The organism is Desulfotruncus alcoholivorax DSM 16058 (genome assembly GCF_000430885.1).
GTDB classification, from domain to species: Bacteria; Bacillota; Desulfotomaculia; order Desulfotomaculales; family Desulfallaceae; genus Desulfotruncus; species Desulfotruncus alcoholivorax.
The window spans coordinates 33,507-55,084 of sequence record NZ_AUMW01000016.1 but is presented as its reverse complement, the minus strand read 5'-3'; the positions used below and the strand labels follow the sequence as shown (position 1 = coordinate 55,084).

20 protein-coding genes are annotated in these 21,578 nt (G+C 41.5%); 2 read left to right on the top strand and 18 right to left on the bottom strand.

The features are described 5' to 3' along the window. Positions 1–5 precede the first annotated feature (5 nt). The 6 genes from H569_RS21305 to H569_RS0109160 form a co-directional block, all read right to left on the bottom strand. Positions 6–497, bottom strand: coding sequence for a YdcF family protein (locus H569_RS21305; RefSeq protein ID WP_157833494.1), 492 nt, complete (start codon positions 495–497; stop codon positions 6–8). A gap of 139 nt (positions 498–636) precedes the next feature. After that, positions 637–1,854, bottom strand: coding sequence for a glycosyltransferase family 4 protein (locus H569_RS0109180; RefSeq protein ID WP_034630107.1), 1,218 nt, complete (start codon positions 1,852–1,854; stop codon positions 637–639). Positions 1,855–2,037: 183 nt separating this feature from the next. After that, the gene (locus H569_RS0109175) at positions 2,038–2,979 is read right to left on the bottom strand and encodes an SDR family oxidoreductase (RefSeq protein WP_081410949.1); all 942 of its coding nucleotides are present in this window, start codon (positions 2,977–2,979) and stop codon (positions 2,038–2,040) included. Between the two features lie 90 nt (positions 2,980–3,069). Then, positions 3,070–3,702, bottom strand: coding sequence for a YveK family protein (locus tag H569_RS19840; protein ID WP_051273512.1), 633 nt, complete (start codon positions 3,700–3,702; stop codon positions 3,070–3,072). Positions 3,703–3,750: 48 nt separating this feature from the next. Beyond that, positions 3,751–4,323, bottom strand: a complete 573-nt coding sequence (locus H569_RS0109165; protein ID WP_027364760.1) for an SH3 domain-containing protein — start codon at positions 4,321–4,323, stop codon at positions 3,751–3,753. A 361-nt stretch (positions 4,324–4,684) separates the two neighbouring features. Beyond that, positions 4,685–5,950, bottom strand: coding sequence for an S-layer homology domain-containing protein (locus H569_RS0109160; RefSeq protein ID WP_027364759.1), 1,266 nt, complete (start codon positions 5,948–5,950; stop codon positions 4,685–4,687). Positions 5,951–6,119: 169 nt separating this feature from the next. Here H569_RS0109160 and H569_RS0109155 point away from each other — a divergent pair, with 169 nt between their 5' ends. Beyond that, positions 6,120–7,034 (top strand): sulfurtransferase, encoded by a 915-nt coding sequence (locus tag H569_RS0109155; protein WP_027364758.1) that lies wholly within the window; start codon positions 6,120–6,122, stop codon positions 7,032–7,034. Positions 7,035–7,105: 71 nt separating this feature from the next. On the opposite strand, the gene H569_RS21300 is transcribed toward H569_RS0109155, so the two are convergent. Then, positions 7,106–8,113, bottom strand: coding sequence for a glycosyltransferase family 2 protein (locus tag H569_RS21300; protein WP_157833493.1), 1,008 nt, complete (start codon positions 8,111–8,113; stop codon positions 7,106–7,108). A gap of 67 nt (positions 8,114–8,180) precedes the next feature. Next, positions 8,181–8,960 (bottom strand): class I SAM-dependent methyltransferase, encoded by a 780-nt coding sequence (locus H569_RS0109145; protein WP_114679280.1) that lies wholly within the window; start codon positions 8,958–8,960, stop codon positions 8,181–8,183. 255 nt (positions 8,961–9,215) lie between these two features. Here H569_RS0109145 and H569_RS0109140 point away from each other — a divergent pair, with 255 nt between their 5' ends. Continuing rightward, positions 9,216–10,700 carry an O-antigen translocase gene (locus tag H569_RS0109140; RefSeq protein WP_157833492.1) on the top strand — a complete coding sequence of 495 codons (1,485 nt, stop codon included), beginning with the start codon at positions 9,216–9,218 and terminating at the stop codon, positions 10,698–10,700. A 19-nt stretch (positions 10,701–10,719) separates the two neighbouring features. Here H569_RS0109140 and H569_RS0109135 read toward each other — a convergent pair whose 3' ends face one another. The 10 genes from H569_RS0109135 to H569_RS19825 form a co-directional block, all read right to left on the bottom strand. After that, positions 10,720–11,766, bottom strand: a complete 1,047-nt coding sequence (locus H569_RS0109135) for a class I SAM-dependent methyltransferase (RefSeq protein WP_051273508.1) — start codon at positions 11,764–11,766, stop codon at positions 10,720–10,722. Positions 11,767–11,840: 74 nt separating this feature from the next. After that, positions 11,841–12,758 (bottom strand): glycosyltransferase family 4 protein, encoded by a 918-nt coding sequence (locus H569_RS0109130; RefSeq protein WP_238492512.1) that lies wholly within the window; start codon positions 12,756–12,758, stop codon positions 11,841–11,843. A 164-nt stretch (positions 12,759–12,922) separates the two neighbouring features. After that, complete coding sequence (gene rfbB / locus H569_RS0109125) at positions 12,923–13,930, bottom strand: dTDP-glucose 4,6-dehydratase (RefSeq protein WP_027364753.1); 1,008 nt, start codon at positions 13,928–13,930, stop codon at positions 12,923–12,925. After that, positions 13,927–14,781 carry a dTDP-4-dehydrorhamnose reductase gene (gene rfbD / locus H569_RS0109120; protein ID WP_027364752.1) on the bottom strand — a complete coding sequence of 285 codons (855 nt, stop codon included), beginning with the start codon at positions 14,779–14,781 and terminating at the stop codon, positions 13,927–13,929. The genes rfbB and rfbD overlap by 4 nt, the downstream gene beginning before the upstream one ends. After that, the gene (locus tag H569_RS0109115; RefSeq protein WP_027364751.1) at positions 14,778–15,239 is read right to left on the bottom strand and encodes a dTDP-4-dehydrorhamnose 3,5-epimerase family protein; all 462 of its coding nucleotides are present in this window, start codon (positions 15,237–15,239) and stop codon (positions 14,778–14,780) included. The genes rfbD and H569_RS0109115 overlap by 4 nt, the downstream gene beginning before the upstream one ends. Positions 15,240–15,267: 28 nt before the next feature. Further along, positions 15,268–16,335, bottom strand: a complete 1,068-nt coding sequence (locus H569_RS0109110; RefSeq protein ID WP_027364750.1) for a glucose-1-phosphate thymidylyltransferase — start codon at positions 16,333–16,335, stop codon at positions 15,268–15,270. Further along, positions 16,332–17,441 (bottom strand): glycosyltransferase family 4 protein, encoded by a 1,110-nt coding sequence (locus H569_RS0109105; protein WP_114679279.1) that lies wholly within the window; start codon positions 17,439–17,441, stop codon positions 16,332–16,334. The genes H569_RS0109110 and H569_RS0109105 overlap by 4 nt, the downstream gene beginning before the upstream one ends. Then, on the bottom strand, positions 17,438–18,733 hold the full coding sequence (locus H569_RS19830; protein WP_034630134.1) for a glycosyltransferase family protein: 1,296 nt from the start codon (positions 18,731–18,733) through the stop codon (positions 17,438–17,440). The genes H569_RS0109105 and H569_RS19830 overlap by 4 nt, the downstream gene beginning before the upstream one ends. A gap of 48 nt (positions 18,734–18,781) precedes the next feature. Continuing rightward, positions 18,782–20,119 carry a nucleotide sugar dehydrogenase gene (locus tag H569_RS0109095; protein ID WP_027364748.1) on the bottom strand — a complete coding sequence of 446 codons (1,338 nt, stop codon included), beginning with the start codon at positions 20,117–20,119 and terminating at the stop codon, positions 18,782–18,784. 17 nt (positions 20,120–20,136) lie between these two features. Continuing rightward, a complete protein-coding gene (locus H569_RS19825; protein ID WP_051273506.1) occupies positions 20,137–21,549 on the bottom strand; it encodes a polysaccharide biosynthesis protein in 1,413 nt (470 codons plus the stop codon). Positions 21,550–21,578 lie beyond the last annotated feature (29 nt).

Genomic DNA, 21,578 nt, shown 5'->3' with positions numbered 1-21,578 from the left:
TTTACCTACCAATATCTAAACCAATAATATATAAACTTGATATATTCCCTCCTTACTATCGCTCTGTCTCTCTCACTTTTACATTGACCATCCACATTAAAACCCGAATCCTTTGTTGGACTATAAAGCAATTTCACACCGGTATTTTTAAAAACCCTTTCAAAAGCCAGCTTGGTGCGCCGCATATGATATGGTGAAGAAACTATAATGGCGGATTTGAAATTTTGTGCCAATATAATTTCCTTGGAAAAAAGGGCATTCTCATAAGTACTCTCGGCATGTTCCTCTAAAAGAATGTCACTGTCATCAACACCTGCCTTGACTGCTCTTTTAGCCATTTTGGAAGCTGAGGAACCGCAGCCGGACATAATAATTTTAGGCGCCAAGCCCAGCCTGTAAAGCTCCGCCGCGTAAAGCTCCCTTTCCGAATCCCCTCCAAGGGTTACCAGAACATCAACCTTAGTAAGCCGGTCTTGAACAACCAGTAATCTAGCCAATAGAGGCCAAGGCGGATAGATGAGGGTAATAATTATACCTAGCAGGAAGCACAATAAAATGGCAATACACCAAACTTTTATATTAATGCGGATCACCTCTCCAAACGTTGTCATAGCGGTAAAGTGCCTATGTAAAATATCACCGGCTCATAGTAGTGTTGTAATTCAAAATTTGCTCATAAACAGCCATAACTTTGCGGGCCACTTCTGATTCATTAAAATACAGCTGCATATGTTGTCTGCCCGCATTCCCCATATTAAAGCGAAGTTCGGAATCCATCAGCAGTTTGCGCATCGCCTCGCCCAAAGCTCTGCTATCTCCCGGCTGCACGAGGAATCCTGTGCGGCCTTCCACAATGACTTCCCGGCAGCCCCTGATATCAGTGGCCACACAAGGTAAGCCCATCGACTGGGCCTCGATCAGGGAGCGGGGCAGTCCTTCCCGGTAGGAAGGAAGTACATAAACATCTGTAATTGCCAGCAAGTCATTAATATCACTGCGCTGGCCAAGAAGAAGAATCCGGTTTTGCAGTCTATAATTGTTTATTTGCTGCTTAAGATCGGCTAAAAACCCCTCATCCGGGCCTATAAACAGTGCCTGCCAGGACATATCACCAATCTGATGCAACGCTTCTACCAAATTGTGATATCCTTTTTCACGGTTTACGCGGCCTATCATGGTGATCACCGGATCCGTTCCCTTTATGGCCAGGCCTTCCCGGATCTGTTGCCGCCGTTCAAACGGATACCGGTCGGGATTAAACTCATCAAGATCAACACCATTTCCAATGTGAATCAAATTGCCCAGGCGGGGTTTAATGCCAAGCCTTTGCGCATTCATAATGTCCTCCCGGCTCTGGGACATCATAATATCCGTAACTCTGGCCAACTTTTTTTCAATCTCCTTATAAAGAATGTATTTTACCTTGGTCATTCCAGGGTGAAACGGAAATCCGTGTACAGTATGCACAACATTGGCAATCCCGGCCAATCTGGCTGCTATCCTGCCCACTACACCGGCTTTGGAAGTATGGGTGTGTACAATATCGGGTCTTACAGCCCTAAAATAGCGAAACATCTTTAAAATAGCCGCGGAATCGGATAGGGGGTTAATTTTTCTGTCGATGTAAATCTCTTTTACGGGAAACCCCAGGCTGAGCAGCACTTTACTTTCAGAAGAAGGACTGAAAACAAACCCCACTTCCATCCCTTTATGCCGAAAAAACCGGCATTGGGCCAACAAAGCCCTATAAGAGGTAATACCTATAGTGGTTACATGAATTACCCGGGGAACACCAGCGATTTTTTCTAAAAAGTCAGTACCCATAGGCTGTTCTTCCGTGGAATATGGCCTCATAACCACTCCCCCAACTGCCGTCCATTACGTTATCATATGGCTTGCAACCAGATAATGTTACTGAGCTGCTTCTCTGGGGGCAAAATGAGAAAATCCGAACCCGGTGGGATTTCCTTCCCAGCGGACTCGGACTTTTCAAGCGTTATCTTTCACCATTTCCGGCATTAATAAGCTTCCCGTATACTAAACGGCCCCGGCATTTTTCGAAAACCAAGCAACGGTTTGTTGAAGGCCGGTTTCCAAATTAACATTAGGACAATATTTAAGAATTGCTTCAGCCTTTTTAATTGATGCCAGGGAATGCTTTACGTCACCTGGACGGGAATCGGCATATAATGCCTTAACGTTTTTGCCCATAATCTTTTTTAGCAAGTCAAGTAACTCATTTAGATTAATCCTTTGACCACGAGCTATATTAAATACTTCGCCCGCCACTCCCTCAGCCTTGGCGGCCAAAATATTACCTTTAACTACATCAGAGATAAAAGTAAAGTCGCGGGATTGTTCTCCATCCCCATATATAACAGGGGAATCGCCTTTCAGCAAGGCCATTATAAATTTGGGGATCACGGCAGCATACTGGGAATTAGGGTTTTGCCGCGGGCCAAAGACGTTAAAATACCTTAACCCTACTGTTTCCAGACCGTACAGTTCATAAAACAAACGCCCGTAAACTTCGTTGGCCATTTTCGAGGCCGCATATGGAGACATCGGCTTTAACAGCATTTTTTCCTCTTTAGGCAGGTTTTCATTATTGCCGTAAACAGAAGAAGACGATGCGTAAACCACCCTCTTTACACCCTTATCCCGGGCTGCCAGAAAAACATTTAAGGTCCCTTCGATATTCACCCTATTCGTGATGTAAGGATCCGCCACCGATCTGTGCACAGAGGGAAGAGCGGCTTGGTGAAATACCACATCCACACCTTCCACAGCCCTTAAAACATCTTCTCTCTTGGATAAATCCCCTACCACCAGATCAATTTTTTTAATCACCGGCTCTATATTTTCAAATTTTCCTGTTTCAAAATTATCCAAAATACGCACTTTATGGCCCTCAGCTACCAGAGTGTGCACCAAATTTGACCCGATAAAACCGGCACCACCGGTAACCAAACATCTCAATTCCGTATCTCCCCCCATTACACATTCACCTTTTTTAACTCTAAGCTCAACCATTCTTCACCGCGGTATTCAACAATAGTTTCTTCTGGATTAACTGGTTGCATTATTAACTGGGAGGTCCTGTTCTCTATCTTCAGCTCTAATAGAAGCTCTTAACAATGCTACCCCAACAATCAATAGCAAACCAATTACACCTGCTAATATAATATTTAATTCATGGTTTGGCCACACCGGTTTATTAGGCGGTGAAGCAGGATCAACAATTTGAATATTATCCAATACCATTAATTCGGCTACCTTTTCCAGTAATACTCGTGCCACCTCATTGGCCAACATGGCTGAAAGTGTTGGATTCGTACTTTCTACCGTTATTCTTAAGAATTCCGTGTCACCCAACAACTCAATATTAACTCTTTTCTTTAAATCTTCAACCGACATTTTAAGGTTATTTTGCTTAATCACTTCTTCAAAAATCATTGTACTTTTTGCTAATTCACAATAAGTCTTAACCAACCTTTGGTTTAACATAATAGATCCTACTCTTACCTCATAAGGTACAGAAGTTGTAGGCTGTTTAAAAACCATTAAAGTTGTAGATGCCATGTATACAGGCGACAAAACATATAAACTAATTACTGCACTAAATATCATTGCTAAAATAGGAACTGCCACAAAGGCCAATTTTAACTCACCAAGTGCCTTTGTAAATTCTTTAGCCCTCAAAAAGGTTACCTCCTCGAAACAACAATACCAATAATGCTAATCTTGTAGTTAATCCGTTAAATAATTCAAATACCTTTTAGCTACCCATCCGGTAAGTCCGTTATCCATCCTTACTTTTACCCAATCCAAACCTTCAGGCGCTTCTATTTCGGTTAAAATTTGACCATACTGTACAGTGTCAAGTATTTCAGCACTGTTTTTGGAATCTGAACGAACATTAAGTTCGGGGACCATCACAAGCACCTTTTTTTCTGCTTTTGAACCCGTGGTCGGCAATTCTGTTGATTGACTAATACCTTCTGTTTTATCATCAGTAATTGTTTCGTCTTGAGGCTCATTTTGTTCGGGCTTTTGTTCTTCTGCTGTTTGTTCTTTTAAGGATTGTTCTTCAGGGCTTTTTAGCTCTTTTATCTTTATTTCGGCTGGTTTTGGCTCATAAGAATATTTTTGCAAAATTGGAGAGGGAACACTTAATAAGGTCCCTACTACTGCGCCAATAGTAAAACAAGTCAAAACTATCCATATTTTAGCATTGGGTCTTTTTAACTCCAGCTGTACAACGCTGAATAAACAAAAAAGACAGCTTAAAGTAATCAATATCATAATCAGCCATGACCACATCTACAAACCCTCTCCTTAAAAAAACTCCCCTTGAAATAAAGATGGTATCAACCAAATTTACACTACCCTTACGGGTTACCACAACTCACAACGATATCACCAGCCTTTCTCTTTATCAGCACTAAAATCGCACGGCCTTTAGTGTTAAAACCCATACCTCCCAAAAGTAGCAAAGAAACTCAACAATACTAAATAAGGCCACCCGTGTGTATCATTTTCTATTCCTGTTATTTTATGTTTCTGTTTTTAAAGTGTTCCAAAAAAAGAGAGCAGGTATTGTTTTAATAAACAAACCCGCCCCACTATTTATCGGTATTTATAAGGTATCTAATTTGATTAGTTAAACTATCCAAGAGACATCTTAAAAACACTTCAAGCTTACCCCCTCACTAACAGTCACAACTTTTAAGCCACGTTTTTTAATCTCTTGAAATAGATAATTCAACCTCTGCTGGTTAATGCCATGATTGGCAGGGGTTTGACCTGCTTCCGCAACAGAGTGGGTATAAAAAATTACCCATCCTCCCTTAATAACCGCCTGGTCCAGCAGATCTGTCAATTCATCATTTGATAACCCGGAATCCAGCATAATTCTTTCCAGATTAAAACGGTTAATTGGCGGCACGTTAATTTTATTGCCAAAACATTTAACAGCGGATTCGTAATATTCACTAACTACCGGGTAAGGATCGGTATCAAACCCAAAAGGATACGCAAAACTTGCATACTGCAAGCCATTTTTCTGCAACCATTCTTTTGGTTGTGATAACTGCTGACTGATTTCACGATCTCTTAAATCCTTAAAATGAAGATGATTTTTTGAATGAGAACCGGTCTCCCACCCGGCCTGTTCCATTTCTTTCAACTGTGCTATCGTCATCATGCCACGGTTTCCCACGTTAGACGGCAAAATATAATTAACCCCCGGGTACCCATAACTCTGGTGCAATGGAAAAGCATTATTAAATATTGATTCTGAGCTGTGATCGTAACATATTGTCACAAACCCGGTACCCTTTCCCGATTCGTATATCAACCGTACCAAAATTACACTGGCTTCTGCCCTGGTAACCGGATTCCAAGGCCGAAAGGTTCCATCGGGATAGCCGGACATTAAACTACGCTCCTTAACAATACCGACATATCCCCGGTATGATGGCGGAATATTAATACCATCGTCATAACCTGTATAACCCGATTTTACAGAAAGCTTAAGTGCCCGGACTATTAACCTTGCCACTTCCACCCTGGGAATCGGCTCTCCAGGCTTTAGCATACCATTAACGCTTTCCTCCGGTTTTAGTATACCGGATGCCACAGCAGTCTCAATATACGGAAAGGACCAGGATGTGTTGTCAACATCGTCGTAAGAGGGTTCCACCGCGCCGCATACGGGAATTTTTAAAGCTACTATAAGACACTTAATAAATTCCTCCCGTGTCACATTAGCTTCCGGACGAAAACTTCCGTCAGGGTAACCTCCCATGACAGAGGTATCAGCCAGATTTATAATATACCTTTCTGCCCAATGTCCAGATACATCATTCAGCGGTTTAGCAACAGCAGTAGGGACTAATGTAACAATTAAAAAAGATGTCACCATTATTAACCAGGTGGTTCTTTTCATTTTTACCTCCCCATTTATTGGTAAATTGCTAAAGGCTAATTAATAATATATATGTGTAACAACCTAAAATTTATAACATATTATAGGTTAACCTATTAAAAAAAGAATTAATTTTAGATGGAGGTGAAAAATTACTTATCTGTTATAATATAACAAGGAGGGTGCTTTATTGAGTGTTAAAAAGTATATTGTTATGGGGGTAATATTAACCCTATTAACAATTTTACTTATTGGGTGCAGCAATAAAGATCAGTTAAATTCAACAGCTAATATAAAGGAAGAAGCCATACCTTACACCCATCCCGAAGCCATGATCAGTGCAGACCAATTAAAGAAAATATTAGGCCAGCCCAATTTAACCATTTTGGACACTAGGACGAGAGACGTATACGAACAAAGTCATATACCCGGAGCAATCTGTTATGACTTCAGGTCTGTTTTGGACCCCAACCGCAGGGGCAGATTTAACTCCCCTAAAGCATTCAGTTTGAGAATACGGGAATACGGTGTAAATAGTTCAGACCATATCGTACTTTATAGTGATAATTACAACCACGCAGCTTTATGGTTTTTTTTAAATATGTACGGGTTAAACGTTCAGATATTAAATGGCGGGTTTGGGCAATGGCAGGCAAAAGGATACGAAATTGAGACCGGAAGAGTAAGAAGGGGTAATTTAGGATCATTCAGTTTATCGGATGAACAACAAAAAGCTAACTTCATAATTGAAACCATTGATGTAGCGAACGCACTGCAACAACCGGAAAATGTTGTTATAATAGATGCACGTTCAGACGAAGAATATGGTGGTAGAGGTCATATACCGGGGGCAATAAACATACCCTGGGATCAGCTCATCAATGAGGATATGACTTTCAAAAACGCCTCAGACCTGAAAAAAGTTTTTCTGGATAAAGAAGTCACTCCAGAAAAGCAAGTGATAATTTACTCCAATAATGTCTTTAGAGCTTCTTTTATCTATTTTGCTTTAAATAAACTGCTTGGGTATACTAACGTTAAATTATATGATGGGTTTTACCTGTACTGGTACAGGCACAGACCTCTTGCAACAGGAAGCACCTAAAGGGAAAGGAGAGATAACCTTTCCCTTTTTTGGGTTGACATTGCTGGAATCCAAAAACGTTAGCGGCTTTTTTAACAAATCAACACATCTTTAAGAAAACTTTTCATACCCCGAAGATAACGGTGGTAATGACCCTTTAAAAAACAATGCAGTAATGGATAAATACGCTTAATACGGCTGATCTGCTTTGCATGTTCCCTAACTCGCGCAAATTCCAAGCGTTGTTCACACTCTGTTATAAATTTACTTAACCTGGTACGATTTTCCGGGAGTAAACTTTGTTTTTTGGCAATCTCGATTAAGCGCTGCAGCATTACCTCCCAACGGTACCTGTCTTTGGCGTAATCCGCAGTTCCCGCAGCTTTAAGACCTGTTACCCACGTATTTACCCACCCACCGTCCAAAAACGGGTCATTCCCGGAATTGTGTGCATGTCGACGGTAATACATTAACGGTTTATCTATTGGGCTGCTGTCCATCACTGCATAGGCAATAAAGGCGATCCAGTGGTCATGTCCCCATCCTTCTGATTCAAAAATGGGTAGAACAAAATCTTTCAGACACGACCGGAATGCCATGGTACATCCGTTAATCCCAACTCCACGCACCATCTGATGAGGTAATCGCTTTTCTAAAAGTTTCATTTTTTTTCGGCAACCAAACAAGGTGTGACCGGTAGGTTTCAGCACAGTATTTGTAAGAATGGCATCACTATATACCAAACCGACCTCGTCACTTTCCACAAAAGGGGACATCATTGTAAAAATCTTTTCCTTAAACCAAACATCGTCCTGGTCGCTTAGAAAAATAATATCCCCGGTTGTATATTTAATGGCCTTTTCAAAATTCTTCACGCAGCCCAATCTTTTTTCATTTTGAATAATATGTATCGTCGACAGCCGGCCGGCTGCTATACTGCCAACTATGTCAATCGTGTCATCCGTTGATGCGTCATCACATATAATTAGCTCATCCGGGAGTCTCGATTGATTTAGTATGCTTTCCAACTGCTGACCAACAAATTGAGCACCGTTAAAAGTACATAGAGCCACGGAAATCCTATAGTTCCGACCGCTCATGTTACCCCCATGCAATACCATCGCTCCTTCCCCGGCGGTTTTTGTTACATTGAATAAATAATTATGTTTATTTTTGAGCAATCAAAGACCAACCAAATGGAAATTTTTTTTCTTTATCTAATTGATCAATCCACAAAAAAACCATTTGGGTTAGCCGAACCGCCAAGAAACAAACCAGCCTTAATGGTAAAAGTACAAAACCCTTAAATTTTATTTTGCCTTTTTTAATGCCGGCACTTGGAAATAACGACATTATTCTGGGGATTTCATAAGCCCACCTTGTAAACATACCACCCATAGGGGTAATTATAATTTCACTGAATCCTGCTTGATCACAAATAGACTTTAAACCGTATGATGTATATCTAAAAAAATCGTAAGGCACCTGGTGCTCCTCATGAGCCATAGGAGCGGTCAAAAATAATTTTCCTCCGGGCTTTAAGACACGGAACAATTCTTTTACTGCTAATCTGGGATATTCCAGGTGTTCCAGAACTTGGGTGTTCAGGATCGCATCAAAGGATGCATCATCAAATGGAAGATTATCTAAAGGAGCTATATAATTGAGATTATTATAATTCCACCTGTCTTCTCCAATTGCCAGGTCAACGGATACGTATTCGCAGTGTGAGAAGTATCTTTTATAAGCGCATTCTCCCGCTCCCGCATCCAGTATAATCGCGCCTGGAGACACGCTTTCAGAAACAAATTTTACAAAGTTCGTTACATGCCACCTGCCAATATCCCTTATTTTGGACATATTAGTAAAATCCTCATTAACCGGGATACTGAAAGTGTCTTCAGGTGTACCGGCGGCAGCTCCTGCTGTTTTATTGTGAAAAATCATTGATCATCCTCCTTATGAATAGTTACATGCTAATTTATTAATATGGCTTTATACATAAGAAGGTTCATTCATCAAGCAAGGTAACAACTAAAAACACCTTGACGAGGCCAAACAGCACAATGTATATACTATACGTTTTGGGCTAGTGTCACCTACCCGTAACAAGCAACATAAGATATCTTGGAGAAATGGCAAGGGATTTCTATAGCTTAAGGAGCGGTACCTAATGTTATTACGATGGATTGGTCCTATAATATGACCAAAGTCAAAAACAATTCAACAGGCCGAATTTTTAAGGCTTCTATCCTTATGATCGGCACCTCGGCGGTTTCAATATTAGTTGGTATAATTAGAAACAAAATGGTGGCTGTAATGCTGGGACCCGAAAGCATCGGCCTGATGGGTTTATTGCAGTCAATTCTAAATACAGCGGGAACAATCGCTGGAGCAGGTCTAGCCATAAGCGGCGTTAGGCAACTGGCTGAAGCTCAGGCTATAGGCGATAATCAAAAAATTACCAACACCAGCAACGCCTTGTTATGGACTTCAGTAATACTGGGGCTGTCGGGTGCTTTGTTATTGATAATGCTTCGCAAACCAATCGCCAGTCTGGTCTTCGGTCATAACAATTATGCCTGGGCTATAACATGGATTGGCATCGGTGTCTGGGCAAGCATTGTCTCCAGTTCCCAAACGGCTGTACTCAACGGCTTGCGCCGTTTAGTGGATCTTGCCAAGACATATATCCTTGGGGCCCTGGGCGGTTTGCTCATAACCGTGCTGGCAGTTTGGCATTGGAGAGAAAGCGGCATCATTGCGGCAGTAATTAGCACACCTCTGGCTCTCTTTGCTGCTTCATGGTGGTTAACTCGGAGGATTAAGGCAATTCATTTCAGTTTATCCTGGAAAGAAATGTTAAAATTATTGCCCGGCCTGTTTCGAATGGGCTTTGCCCTCATGAGTGCCAGCCTGGTTAGAGCCATAACTCAACTGGCTGTAAGGGTTCTTATTACCCGAACATTAGGTATGGTTGCCACCGGATATTTTCAGGCAGCGTGGAGCATTTCCATGCTATACCTGGGTTTTATCCTGGATGCCATAAGTAAAGATTACTATCCCAGGCTTAGTGCAGTTGCACATGATTACAAAAAAACAAACGCAATGGTCAATGAGCAAATCAAAGTTGTTCTACTCATGGCCGGTCCGGTTATCCTTGGCATGCTGACTCTATGCCCACAGGTAGTTGGTTTAATTTACTCCGGTACTTTTAAGGAGACAGCTGGTATCCTGCAATGGCAGGTTATCGGCGACCTATTCAAGTTTGTCAGTTGGTGTATGATTTTTGTTTTGGTGGTTAAAGAACGCAGTCGTTTGTTTTTTGTTACAGAACTCTTCTGGAATCTCATGTATTTGGCCTTAGTTTATATTGGAATGTCCAACTGGAACCTGAAAGCCACAGGAATTGCTTACTTTTTAACCAATGTATTATATTTTTGTTTAATCTGGATCATTGTTTTTCGCTTAAATCACTTTGTCTGGAGAAAAAAGAACTTACTACTGCTGGTTGCATTGGCAATGTGCGCCGCTACTATTTCAATAGCCAGGTTTATACCGGGCATTTTTTCACTGGTGCTTGGATTAACATTAACAGCGGCGATGAGTGGTTTTTCGCTGTTTAAAATATCACGTTCTCTGGGTGGATTACCATGGAATAAGGGGGAAAACCGCAACAGTCATTAGATACTGCACAACAGGCGCATTATTTCTCCCCCACCATGGTGATTTCTTCACCGGCATCAGGTTTAAACTTCAAAATCACCCATTCCGCAAGCTGCATCCCCCGGGCCCAAAAGCGAAAGGTGGATGACAAGGGACAGCCCCATACATATTTACCAGTCCGCTGAATCAATTTACTGGCCATGAAGAGACCGTTTGCTTCCCTTATTGTGGTAGATATTTTGTATTTTTTAAAACCGGCTTTTTGGGCGAGATACTTCAGTGACGGGACAGAAAAAACATGTAAATGCCGTGGTGGATCCAGGGCCAACCATTTGTCATTAAACATTTTGTGCATCCAGCTTTCATTATTTGGCGTAACCACAACCAGACGTCCGCCGGGCTTTAAGATACGGTAACACTCTAAAAGCAGTCCTAATGGATCATAAACATGTTCGATGAGGTGGCTTAAAATAATGGCATCAAAATAATTATCCTGATAACATTGCTCTTCCAAAGTTCCAAGGCGCACTTGCAATCCTTTGGACCTGGCGCTGTCAACGGCGATAGGATCAATATCCACCCCTTCTGCGAGCCACCCCAGGTCCCTCATAAACATAAGCTTTTGCCCGCTGCCGCATCCCACATCAAGCAATAATCCATTGGGCTGTGAAGGCAGATACATAACGCTGAACTCCAGATTCTCACGCCGGCCCGGATGGAAATACAACATCATGCCCAACAATTTCTTCCAGATAGTAGTTGAATTACCATAGTAATTAAATCTCCGTGCCAAATAACCTTCTTTCGCCCATTGATATACCCGCCTGTACCAGGTCATGGAATTTTTTGAATTTTGGTGAGTGTAATAATTTTTATAAGCCTTACCGATATCTTCAGATATTGGCATCGGGTCCAGCCACACCAAACCGCATTTATGATTCGAGCACTTTCTAAAATGCCATTCTCCGGGTGCGTCAAAGAGACGGTCCTTCAACCCATGGTACAAGGGTTGACCCCGGTTGCCGCACAAGTAACAGTTAAAACAAGAATGAGTGCGTATATAGTTATCGTTTTGTTGCACCACCATAGTGTAATTCCCCCGCTCAAAAAGCAATGTTTTTTAAATAAAAAAACCGGCGGCAGGTTTCATAGTCCATAAGTTTACCAAATAGTTAATATTTTGATTAACTTATCAACGTTTACAGCCATAGAGTATTCGTTTTCAACAGTTTTACGCGCCTGCTGCAGCATATCCAGATGTGCAGCAGGAAAACTGATTATTTTTTCAATTTTAGACACCCATTCTTTAGTATTTTTTGCCAGATAACCATTAATACCGTCCATGATGATTTTGTTGTTAACCCCGACCGGTGAGGCAACTGCCGGAACACCCGCCGCCATATATTGCAATAGTTTTAATCCACATTTCCCACGGGTCCACGGATCATCGGAAAGCGGCATTACCCCGATATCGAGCGAACGTATATCTTCTACCTCACTTTCCAGAGACCAGCGCAAATATTCAACTTTTACTCCCGGGCATTCAAAAGACCTTCCACCTATAATCCGGAAAACAATTTCCTTTTTCGCAGCGATTTCTTGTAAAACAGGGATTATTAAATTTAAGTACGGTGAAGTACTGGGTGTACCGATCCAACCAATGACAACCGGAGTACTTTCCTTATCATGAAACAGGCGCATGGAATATTTGGCAAGATCAATTGAAGTGGGCACCACATGGACTCGTTGATTATACTTACGTGCGAACTGACCAAGATAGTCATTGCCCGCCACAATACTATCGCATTGGCTGATAATCTTCTGCACTCGCCCGGGGTAAGCAAATTTTTCAAATAATGTTTTTTTCCGAACCTCTGATACAGTATAAATGGCATCATCGAAATCAAATATAACCCTTTTTCTCAACCATTTTCCCAATTTACACAGTAAAACTTCAGGAAATGGGTAAACGTGGGGCAGTGCCAGTTTTTGTATAAATATCACGTCATAGAAAGGTACTCTAAAGAGAGCAACAATTCTGGATAAAGCTGATAAGATAAAATAAATAATTTTGTGCAAGCTTCCTTTGGCGGGCGAAAATTTGCTATAAAGAAAAGGGGTTAAGGCACTGTGAGTGCCAGCTTTAATATTTTTTTGTTTAAGGTATGGTATATACTGGTAAACCCTGTATCTTGCCGACGGTCCATTGATGGGGGTATTGGTTAAAAATAAGACTTTCATCGCTAAACCCTGCCATACCATTTTTTATAGTAATCCTGATAAACACCTGTTTTAATCCGCTTCCACCAATTTGGCTGCTTTAAATACCAGTCAACCGTAAACATTAGAGCATCATCAAAAGAATATGCGGGCCGCCAACCCAGTTCCCGGGTCATTTTTGTACTGTCTATGGCATACCGCTTGTCATGACCGGGCCGGTCTTGAACAAATTTAATGAGCGTCTCCGGCTTGCCAAGTAAGCGCAAAATTTTTTTTACCAATTCCAGATTGCTCAGCTCGTTATTACCTCCGATATTATATACCTCGCCACCCAGCCCTTTTAAAATTACAGTCTCCAGAGCCCGGCAGTGGTCATTGACGTAAATCCAGTCCCGCACATTTAAGCCGTCACCATAAACAGGAATCGTTTTACCTTCCAATGCATTGGTAATTATAAGCGGTATAAACTTTTCCGGAAACTGATACGGGCCGAAATTGTTTGAACAGCGGGTAACCGTTACCGGCAGCTTATACGTTGCGTAATAAGACCGGCATAAAAGGTCGGCCGAAGCTTTACTGGCCGAATACGGGCTATTTGGACCAAGGGGGGATTCCTCGCTAAATTTACCTTTAGACGCCAAAGAGCCATAGACTTCATCAGTGGATACCTGAATAAATTTCTTGATTCCATAACTTCTTGCCAATTCCAATAAGACGTAGGTACCTACAACATTGGTTTTTATGAATGGTTCAGCATCTTGAATACTGCGGTCGACATGCGACTCCGCGGCAAAATTAATTAAAACATCTATGCCGTGTTGAAAAAAAGTCTCCATAAAATTTTTATCTGCTATATCACCACAGTAAAAAGTGTACTTAGCCTGATCATTTAAATCCATTAAGTTTTCCAAATTTCCCGCGTAAGTTAGCTTATCAACGTTGATAACTTCCCAAACCGGTTGTTTTGAAATAATGTACCTTATAAAATTTGTGCCAATAAAGCCGGCGCCACCAGTAACCAGTATTTTCACAGCTTTGATTTCCCCCTTTTAACCAGGTACCGGGATAAAGCATACTCCCACCCTGGCAACAGGTAGCCTATGGTTTCTTTTAAAGGAAACGGATCCAATACTGAAAAGCCGGGCCTGTGGGCCGGGCGATTCATTTCTTTGGTTTTACAAGGGATTAGTTTAATTGAGTTATTACATTTTTTAAATATATTTTCAGCCAAACCAAACCAGGTGACAGCGTTTTGATTGGTGATATGGTAGGTACCGTAACAACCGGTTTCTACCAGATCAGCCACCGCCCGGGCTAAATCTTCTGTGAAAGTGGGGCAGCCAAACTGGTCATCGACAACTTTTATCGTTTTTTCACTTTGCCCCATTCGCAACATCGTGTCCACAAAATTTTTGCCGTTCAAACCAAATAGCCAACTGGTTCTAATTAAATAAAATGACTTTAAAATTTCTCGAACTGCATTTTCTCCCCACAGCTTGCTTGCGCCATAAACATTTAAAGGATTTGTTGGATCATAAACTCCATAAGGCCGGTTTTGACTGCCGTCAAAAACATAGTCCGTACTGATATGCACCAACACGGCCTTATTTTTTTGGCAGGCCAGGGCTAAATTACGAGGGCCTAATCCGTTAATAAAATAAGCCTTTTGCGGTTCAGACTCAGCTCTGTCCACATCTGTGTAAGCAGCGCAATTTACCACAATGGCTGGCTTATAATGGCCAATTGCTTGTTCAACATGCTCTAAATTTGTTATATCCAGGCTTGCGTGATCTTTGGCGATTACTTTGCTTTGGCGAGACCGGAATTCAGCAACCACATCCTGCCCCAACATACCTGCCGCACCGGTTACAAATACTGTCACCTGTGCAATACCTCCCAAGAATAGGGAATAGACGGATCGTTATAAGGTAGCCTGTATTCATCCGGCTGTTGATAGTTATAAACTTCGGTAGGCAAATTAACTATTAATATCGTTTCGTTGCCTTCAGCGGTAAAGCCGTGATAAACTTCGGGTGGAATTCTTAGCAGCATGGGATTAAGATATCCCATATGAAATACATTTACCTCGCCAAAGGTTGAACTGTTTTTACGCGCATCATACAGTACCACCCGGGCCATGCCGCTGACACAAACGAAATGGTCCCACTGCCGCTGATGATAATGCCATGCCTTTACTACACCTGGATAAGCCGCGGTAACATAAACCTGCCCAAAGGTCATAAACTCAGGCCAATCACGGCGCAGCATCTCCATAAGGTAACCGCGCTCATCAGGTATAGCTTTAAGCTTTTTTACAATTACCCCGTCAATTAAGTTCATGCTCTTACAACAGCCCCCTTCACGAAAGTTAAACCATAACTTGCGAATCATCTCCTACAAAAAGGCGTATTGCCCGCCTTTGTGCACTGCCTTTTTGAACATGAGTGTTATAACCTATTAAACTGTCTTCGATGCGGTCCACATGATAAAGATGGCAATTTTCCAAAATTACAGAATGCTCAACCCCAATTTTTTCAAAGAAGCAATTCCTGCCGATGGTGGTAAAGGGACCAATAAAGGAATCTTTAATTATTACACCTTCATCTATGCATACCGGGCCGCGTATAGTGCTGTTAATTATTTTACTGTTTAATCCGACTTCAACCCGCCCGGTGATTCTACTTGTTTTATCGATAAAACCTTTGTTAACCCGGCGCATGTATTCATCCAATACCACCCGGTTGGCTTCCAAAATGTCGTCTTTTTTACCAGTGTCCAGCCACCATCCCTCCAGGCGGCGAGCTTCTACCCGGTATCCCAAATCAATTAACTTTTGTATAGCATCGGTTATTTCCAGCTCACCTCTCCATGAAGGGTTAATTTGGTCGATGGCCGTAAAAACGCTGGACTTAAATAAGTAGATCCCAATTAAAGCAAGGTTGGAGGGTGGTTTTGGGGGTTTTTCAATTAACCTGACAATTTGGTCGCCATCACCCAACACGGCAATACCAAATTGCTGCGGATTTTCAACTTCTTTTAGCTGAATGATTGCTTCACTGCTTGATTTCTCAAAACTGTCCACCAGGTGTTTTACACCGCCCTGAATTAAGTTATCCCCCAGGAACATCAGAAAAGGCTCCCGCCCTAAAAAATCCCGGGCAGTTTTAACTGCATGGGCCAGCCCCAGAGGCTCTTGTTGGATAATATAAGTAATTTTGCACCCCCATCGCTCACCATTGCCTACTACCTCACGTACTCTCTCCCCCGTTTCAGGGGAAATAATTACCCCGATATCAGTTATTCCAGCCCCTAATATTTGTTCGATAACAAAATATATGATTGGTTTATTGGCTATCGGTATCAGCTGCTTTGCCGTGGTATGTGTAAGAGGCCGCAGGCGTGTTCCTTTTCCTCCGGATAATATAAGTGCCTTCACTGGCTCACCCCCTTACCTTCCTGGTAAACCGCTTTCCAGACTCTGATGGTCTCCTCAGCTTGACGAGTCAGAGTAAAATTTTTACAAACTACTTCCCGGCCTCTTAAAGCCATGTTTTTTTGCAATTGGTGGTTTAAAATTACCTTTTTAATAGCCCGGGACAATTCTTCCGGGTTACCGGGTTCTACCATTAAGCCATTATATCCATCTTCAATAACCTCCGGTACACCTCCAACATTCGTGGCAATCACGCACCTGCCGGCCATCATCGCCTCCAGCAGGGCATTGGGAAACCCTTCCGTATAAGAGGGCAAAACAAATAAATCAAATTTATAAATCACCTCTGTCACATTCTCGACCATACCCAATAAATAAACCTGCTCCGTCAACCCCAAGTAATGAATTTTTTCCGTCAGTGCTTTTCTAAGCGCACCATCACCAACTATTAAATATTTAAAAATTATTCGCTCACCTAGATCCGATTTAACTTGAGCCAGTGCTTCAAGCATTACATCATAACCCTTTTCAGGCCTTAAATTGGCCACAGTGCCTATTGTAAAACAATTTTTTTCCACTAAAGGCGGTGGGGCCTTAATACCGGGCACCCCGTTGTAGATAACGTCTATCCATGGTGGATAATCGCGGAATATTTGCAGTAGTTTATTTTTCCCGGCCAGGGAATTGGCTACGTAACAATTAACCATTTTTTGGGTCAGCCTTTCATATAGAGGTCTGACACCAGTAAAATGCCCGGCTCCCACAATGCCCACCACAACCCTAACCCCCATTGGTCTGGCAATAAAACGGCAGAGCATACTCGCTGTAAAACCATAAACTTGAATCAAATCAATTTTAGTTTTAATTATTATCAGAAAAAACCGCCATGCTACTGCTATAAAATTCAACTTACCGGGCCACAAACCAAGGAAGTGATAATTTACCCCATTATTACAGCACCATTGAGTAACGTATCCCCCGCAATCCAATACCACTACCGTAATTTTCATACCGCGTTCTTGTAAATATGGTATCAGTCTGATGGTATTTAATTCTCTCCCCCCCCTTCCGGAAGAAGATAAGAAAATTAAGACACACAAATTAATCACTCCCCAACTAATTGTGTCCCGTTGTGCTGTTTTTCGCCCCCAAAACCATGACTGATAAATATAAACAGCAGAGACAGCACCTGAAACCGAACTCTATAAATTCCACCCATATTTGACCCGCCAAGGGCGTAGATTAAAGTAAAGCTTGAGATGAGAATTAACAAAAAAATACACTCACCCCGCCTATGCCGCCACAAGCTGTAAATACCCGGCCATACAAACAGATACAAGATATACAGCATAAACATTTCAGGCAAACTAATAATTTTTAAAAGCCCTCCTGATTGCCATGGCAACGGCCCGAAGACAAAGTAAAACAACCCCAATGGCAAATATATTAAGGCTTTTAAAGGTGAACTAAAGTCAACCTCTTGTGAGTAAGCTGAATCGCCTATGGCTCCTGCATTATGCTGTTCCCCAATAGATTCCAGGCTTTGACTGGCTAGATAGTCTTTTCCCAAAAACCCGTAACCCATTTGTAACAGGGAAACACCTACAACAAAAACTAATAAAAGAGTATAAACAATTCTTTTATTCCATGTAAAATTGACCGCTGAAAAAATGTAGGCAAGCGCCATGACAACGCCCAGTAATATGCCTACATAAAATCGTAAAGTAACCAAAGGTAACAGCGCCAAAGCTATGGCAAATAACTTAATGAAATGAAATTCCCGCATAATTTCCATAATCTTTTTTACAATATAAGTAATCAGAAAAACACAGAGGCTTTCTTTTAAATTAAGTGCTGACCATACTACAAAGGAAGGGAAAAAAGCCGTTAACGCAAAGGTAAACTTGGCTGCTCTTCTACCGCTTAAGTTGAGGGAAATAAAATAGAGGTTTAGTGCTGCTCCAATAGCTATAATGCTGTTAATCAATCGTACAATATCCGGATAATAACCGGTGGCATAAAAAATAAAGGCGTTAAAATAGTAATATCCATAATTAGCTTTGCGGATGATATAATGGTCACCGGCATTCCAAGTTTGGACGATTTCATTGCCTATACGCGCATAAGTAATGCCATCGGCCCTTAAAAATGGATTATCAAATGCCTGGGTGGCAATAATGAAAGCAATTCTTAATAATAGAGCACCCAGAGCTAATTTCCATATTATTGAACGATCCTCAATTTGAATACGGTAACCCTCGGCTAAAAAGAAAACTGCTACTGCAATAAGTGCCACTATTGAAAAAATAACCATTTTGTCATACACCAAAAGACCGGCCAACAATGCCAGGGCAAAAAATAGAGCCAGTTCAAGGCCGCGATTTTTTAAGCGTTCTTTCATCAAGTTACAGACCACCTTCTCGTTAATTACCGGAATAAAAGAAATGGCTTAAATTTTAATAATTTTTTCCCTGCCCTTTTGCACTTGCCTTGTGGCATTACGGGTATCAATAACCAACCTGGCATTATCAATAACGAATTGATAATCAACACTGGAGTGGTCAGTTATTATTAATACCAGATCAGCTTCAGCAATGTTTTCCCTGGTTAACTCAATACAATGCAGGAGACATTGATTATCCGGCAAGGGTAGCTGTGGTATATAGGGATCGAAGTATTGAACAATTGCTTTTCTGGCTTGTAAGTCCTTGATGATTTTTAAGGCTGGGGACTCCCGTACATCATTAATATCTTTCTTATAGGCAACCCCTAAAATTAAAATTTTAGAGTTGTTCAGGCATTTACCGTAATCGTTTAAGACCGTGATGATTTTTTGGATAACGTATTCCGGAATCCGGTTGTTTAATTCTTCCGCCAATTCAATAAATCGCGGTTGAAAGCCATAGGCCCTGGCCTTCCAGGCCAAGTAAACAGGATCTACGGGTATACAATGCCCTCCTACACCCGGACCGGGGTAAAATATTTGAATACCGAATGGTTTTGTACCCGCAGCGTCCAATACTTCCCATATATCTAAGCCCATGCGGTCGCATAAAAGCATGAATTCATTGACCAGAGCAATATTTACCGCTCGATAAGAGTTTTCGAATATTTTAGTCATTTCAGCTGCATCAGGTGAACTAACCATGACCAAAGTTTTTAAGCTTTGCTTGTAGAACATAACAGCTACATGACTGCAAAGGGGCGTTATACCACCCACTACCTTGGCTACATCTTTTGGATGATACACTTTATTGCCTGGGTCAACCCTTTCCGGAGAAAAAACCAGAAAATAATCAACTCCTGCTTTAAGTCCACTGCCTTCCAACATCGGTAAAACTATTTCCCTGGTTGTTCCGGGGTAAGTAGTGCTTTCCAAACTAATTAATTGGCCGGTTCTAAGGTTTTGGGCTATTTCATGAACGGCTGATTTAATGTAAGATAAATCAGGCTGGCGCATTTCTGAAAGCGGGGTGGGAACACAAACTATTACTACATCTGCTTTTTGCAGCAGGCTAAAATCAGTAGTTACACATAACCGTCCTGACTTGATCAGCTCACCCAGGTCTTTATCCGTTACATCCTGGATATAATTTTGACCTTCTTTTAGCATATTAATGCGCGATGTATTAATATCAATGCCGATCACTTTAAAGCCTGCTTTAGCTTGTTGCACTGCCATCGGTAACCCCACGTAACCCAAGCCAATTACAGCAATGCCAGCCGTTTTGTTGATAAATTTTTCAATAAGTTGTTCGGCCAATTTCTCCTGCTTAATGCCTGACATTCGCAGACACCGTCCTTTTAATTCTGTTTTAGGCCCACAACGTTAATCAAACAAGCAATTAGCTCCTGATTTGAATAATTGCACTGATCTATAGTCTCCAACATATCAATCAGTTGAACAAAATTATTCTTTTTCGGAGCTATCTTGAAAATTCGCTCATGTTTCGTGGGCATAACCTGTTCATCATCTGAATAAAGACTCTCTTCATATTTCTCCCCCGGACGAACGCCAGTATATTGTATCGCTATATCTTTTCCCGGTTCATAACCGGACAACCTAATTAAGTTTTTAGCGAGATCAGTTATATAAATTGGCTTACCCATGTCTAATACAAATATTTCACCTCCCCGTGCTAAAGCCCCGGCCTGAATAACGAGATGCACTGCCTCATAAGTAGTCATAAAGTAGCGCTTCATAGCCGGGTGGGTTACGGTTACCGGCCCACCGGAGGCAATTTGTTTTTTAAACAAAGGAATTACACTACCCCTGCTGCCAAGCACGTTTCCAAAACGAACTGCTACAAATTTAGTAGCACTTAAACCGTTCATCCATTGAATAACCATTTCCGCCGCCCTTTTAGTGGCTCCCATAACACTGGTTGGGTTCACTGCCTTGTCGGTTGAAATAAGCACAAAAATTTCTGTATTGTTTAAATGAGCAGCTTCAGTTAGTATTCTGGTACCCTGAATATTGTTTTTTACAGCTTCCTCTTCATTTTTTTCCATCAATGGCACATGCTTATGGGCCGCTGCATGAAAAACAACTGCAGGGCGGAATTGATTAAAAACTTGGTTAACCCGCCGGCAATCCCGGATATCAGCAATAATCGCAGCTAAAGGCACATCCGGATATTTTTTCTTCAGCTCCTGCTCAATTTCATAAATACTGTTTTCACCATGCCCAAGTAAAACAAGTATTTTTGGTCCAAAGACGGCTATCTGGCGACATATTTCCGAACCAATTGATCCTCCGGCACCAGTGATTAGAACTACCTTGTCTGTTAGGTAGTTAGCTATCTCACTAATATTTAATGTCACTGTACTGCGACCAAGTAAATCTTCAACCTCGATATCTCGAATATCGCTAATTTTAATTTTCCCGGTTATCAAATCATAAATCCCAGGTAAAATTTTTAATTGAACTTTTGTTTTTTGGCATATCTCTACAATTTGCCGTATTACTTCACCAGGCACAGATGGCATAGCTATAACTATGTAATCTATTTTTAGTTTTTTTACTATGTCATTTATGCAATGCCTATTCCCCAAAACGGGGAGACCATATAGAACTTTAGTTTGTTTCTCGGGGTCATCGTCCACAAAGGCAACCGGCACCCATTCACCATTTACCCTTTGCTTTAGCACTTCCGCCACAATTCCCCCGGCTACACCTGCGCCGACTATTAACACCTTTTTCTTGTGCCCAGCCAAAATTTCGTCCCTCTCTTTTGGAATATATT

Coding starts and splice junctions, on each gene's coding strand:
- H569_RS0109180 (WP_034630107.1), bottom strand. CDS start 1,854: ATGAGGCCATATTCCACGGAAGAACAGCCTATGGGTACTGACTTTTTA.
- H569_RS0109165 (WP_027364760.1), bottom strand. CDS start 4,323: ATGTGGTCATGGCTGATTATGATATTGATTACTTTAAGCTGTCTTTTT.
- H569_RS0109160 (WP_027364759.1), bottom strand. CDS start 5,950: ATGAAAAGAACCACCTGGTTAATAATGGTGACATCTTTTTTAATTGTT.
- H569_RS21300 (WP_157833493.1), bottom strand. CDS start 8,113: ATGAGCGGTCGGAACTATAGGATTTCCGTGGCTCTATGTACTTTTAAC.
- H569_RS0109145 (WP_114679280.1), bottom strand. CDS start 8,960: ATGATTTTTCACAATAAAACAGCAGGAGCTGCCGCCGGTACACCTGAA.
- H569_RS0109140 (WP_157833492.1), top strand. CDS start 9,216: ATGACCAAAGTCAAAAACAATTCAACAGGCCGAATTTTTAAGGCTTCT.
- H569_RS0109135 (WP_051273508.1), bottom strand. CDS start 11,766: ATGGTGGTGCAACAAAACGATAACTATATACGCACTCATTCTTGTTTT.
- H569_RS0109115 (WP_027364751.1), bottom strand. CDS start 15,239: ATGAACTTAATTGACGGGGTAATTGTAAAAAAGCTTAAAGCTATACCT.
- H569_RS19830 (WP_034630134.1), bottom strand. CDS start 18,733: ATGAAAGAACGCTTAAAAAATCGCGGCCTTGAACTGGCTCTATTTTTT.
- H569_RS0109095 (WP_027364748.1), bottom strand. CDS start 20,119: ATGTCAGGCATTAAGCAGGAGAAATTGGCCGAACAACTTATTGAAAAA.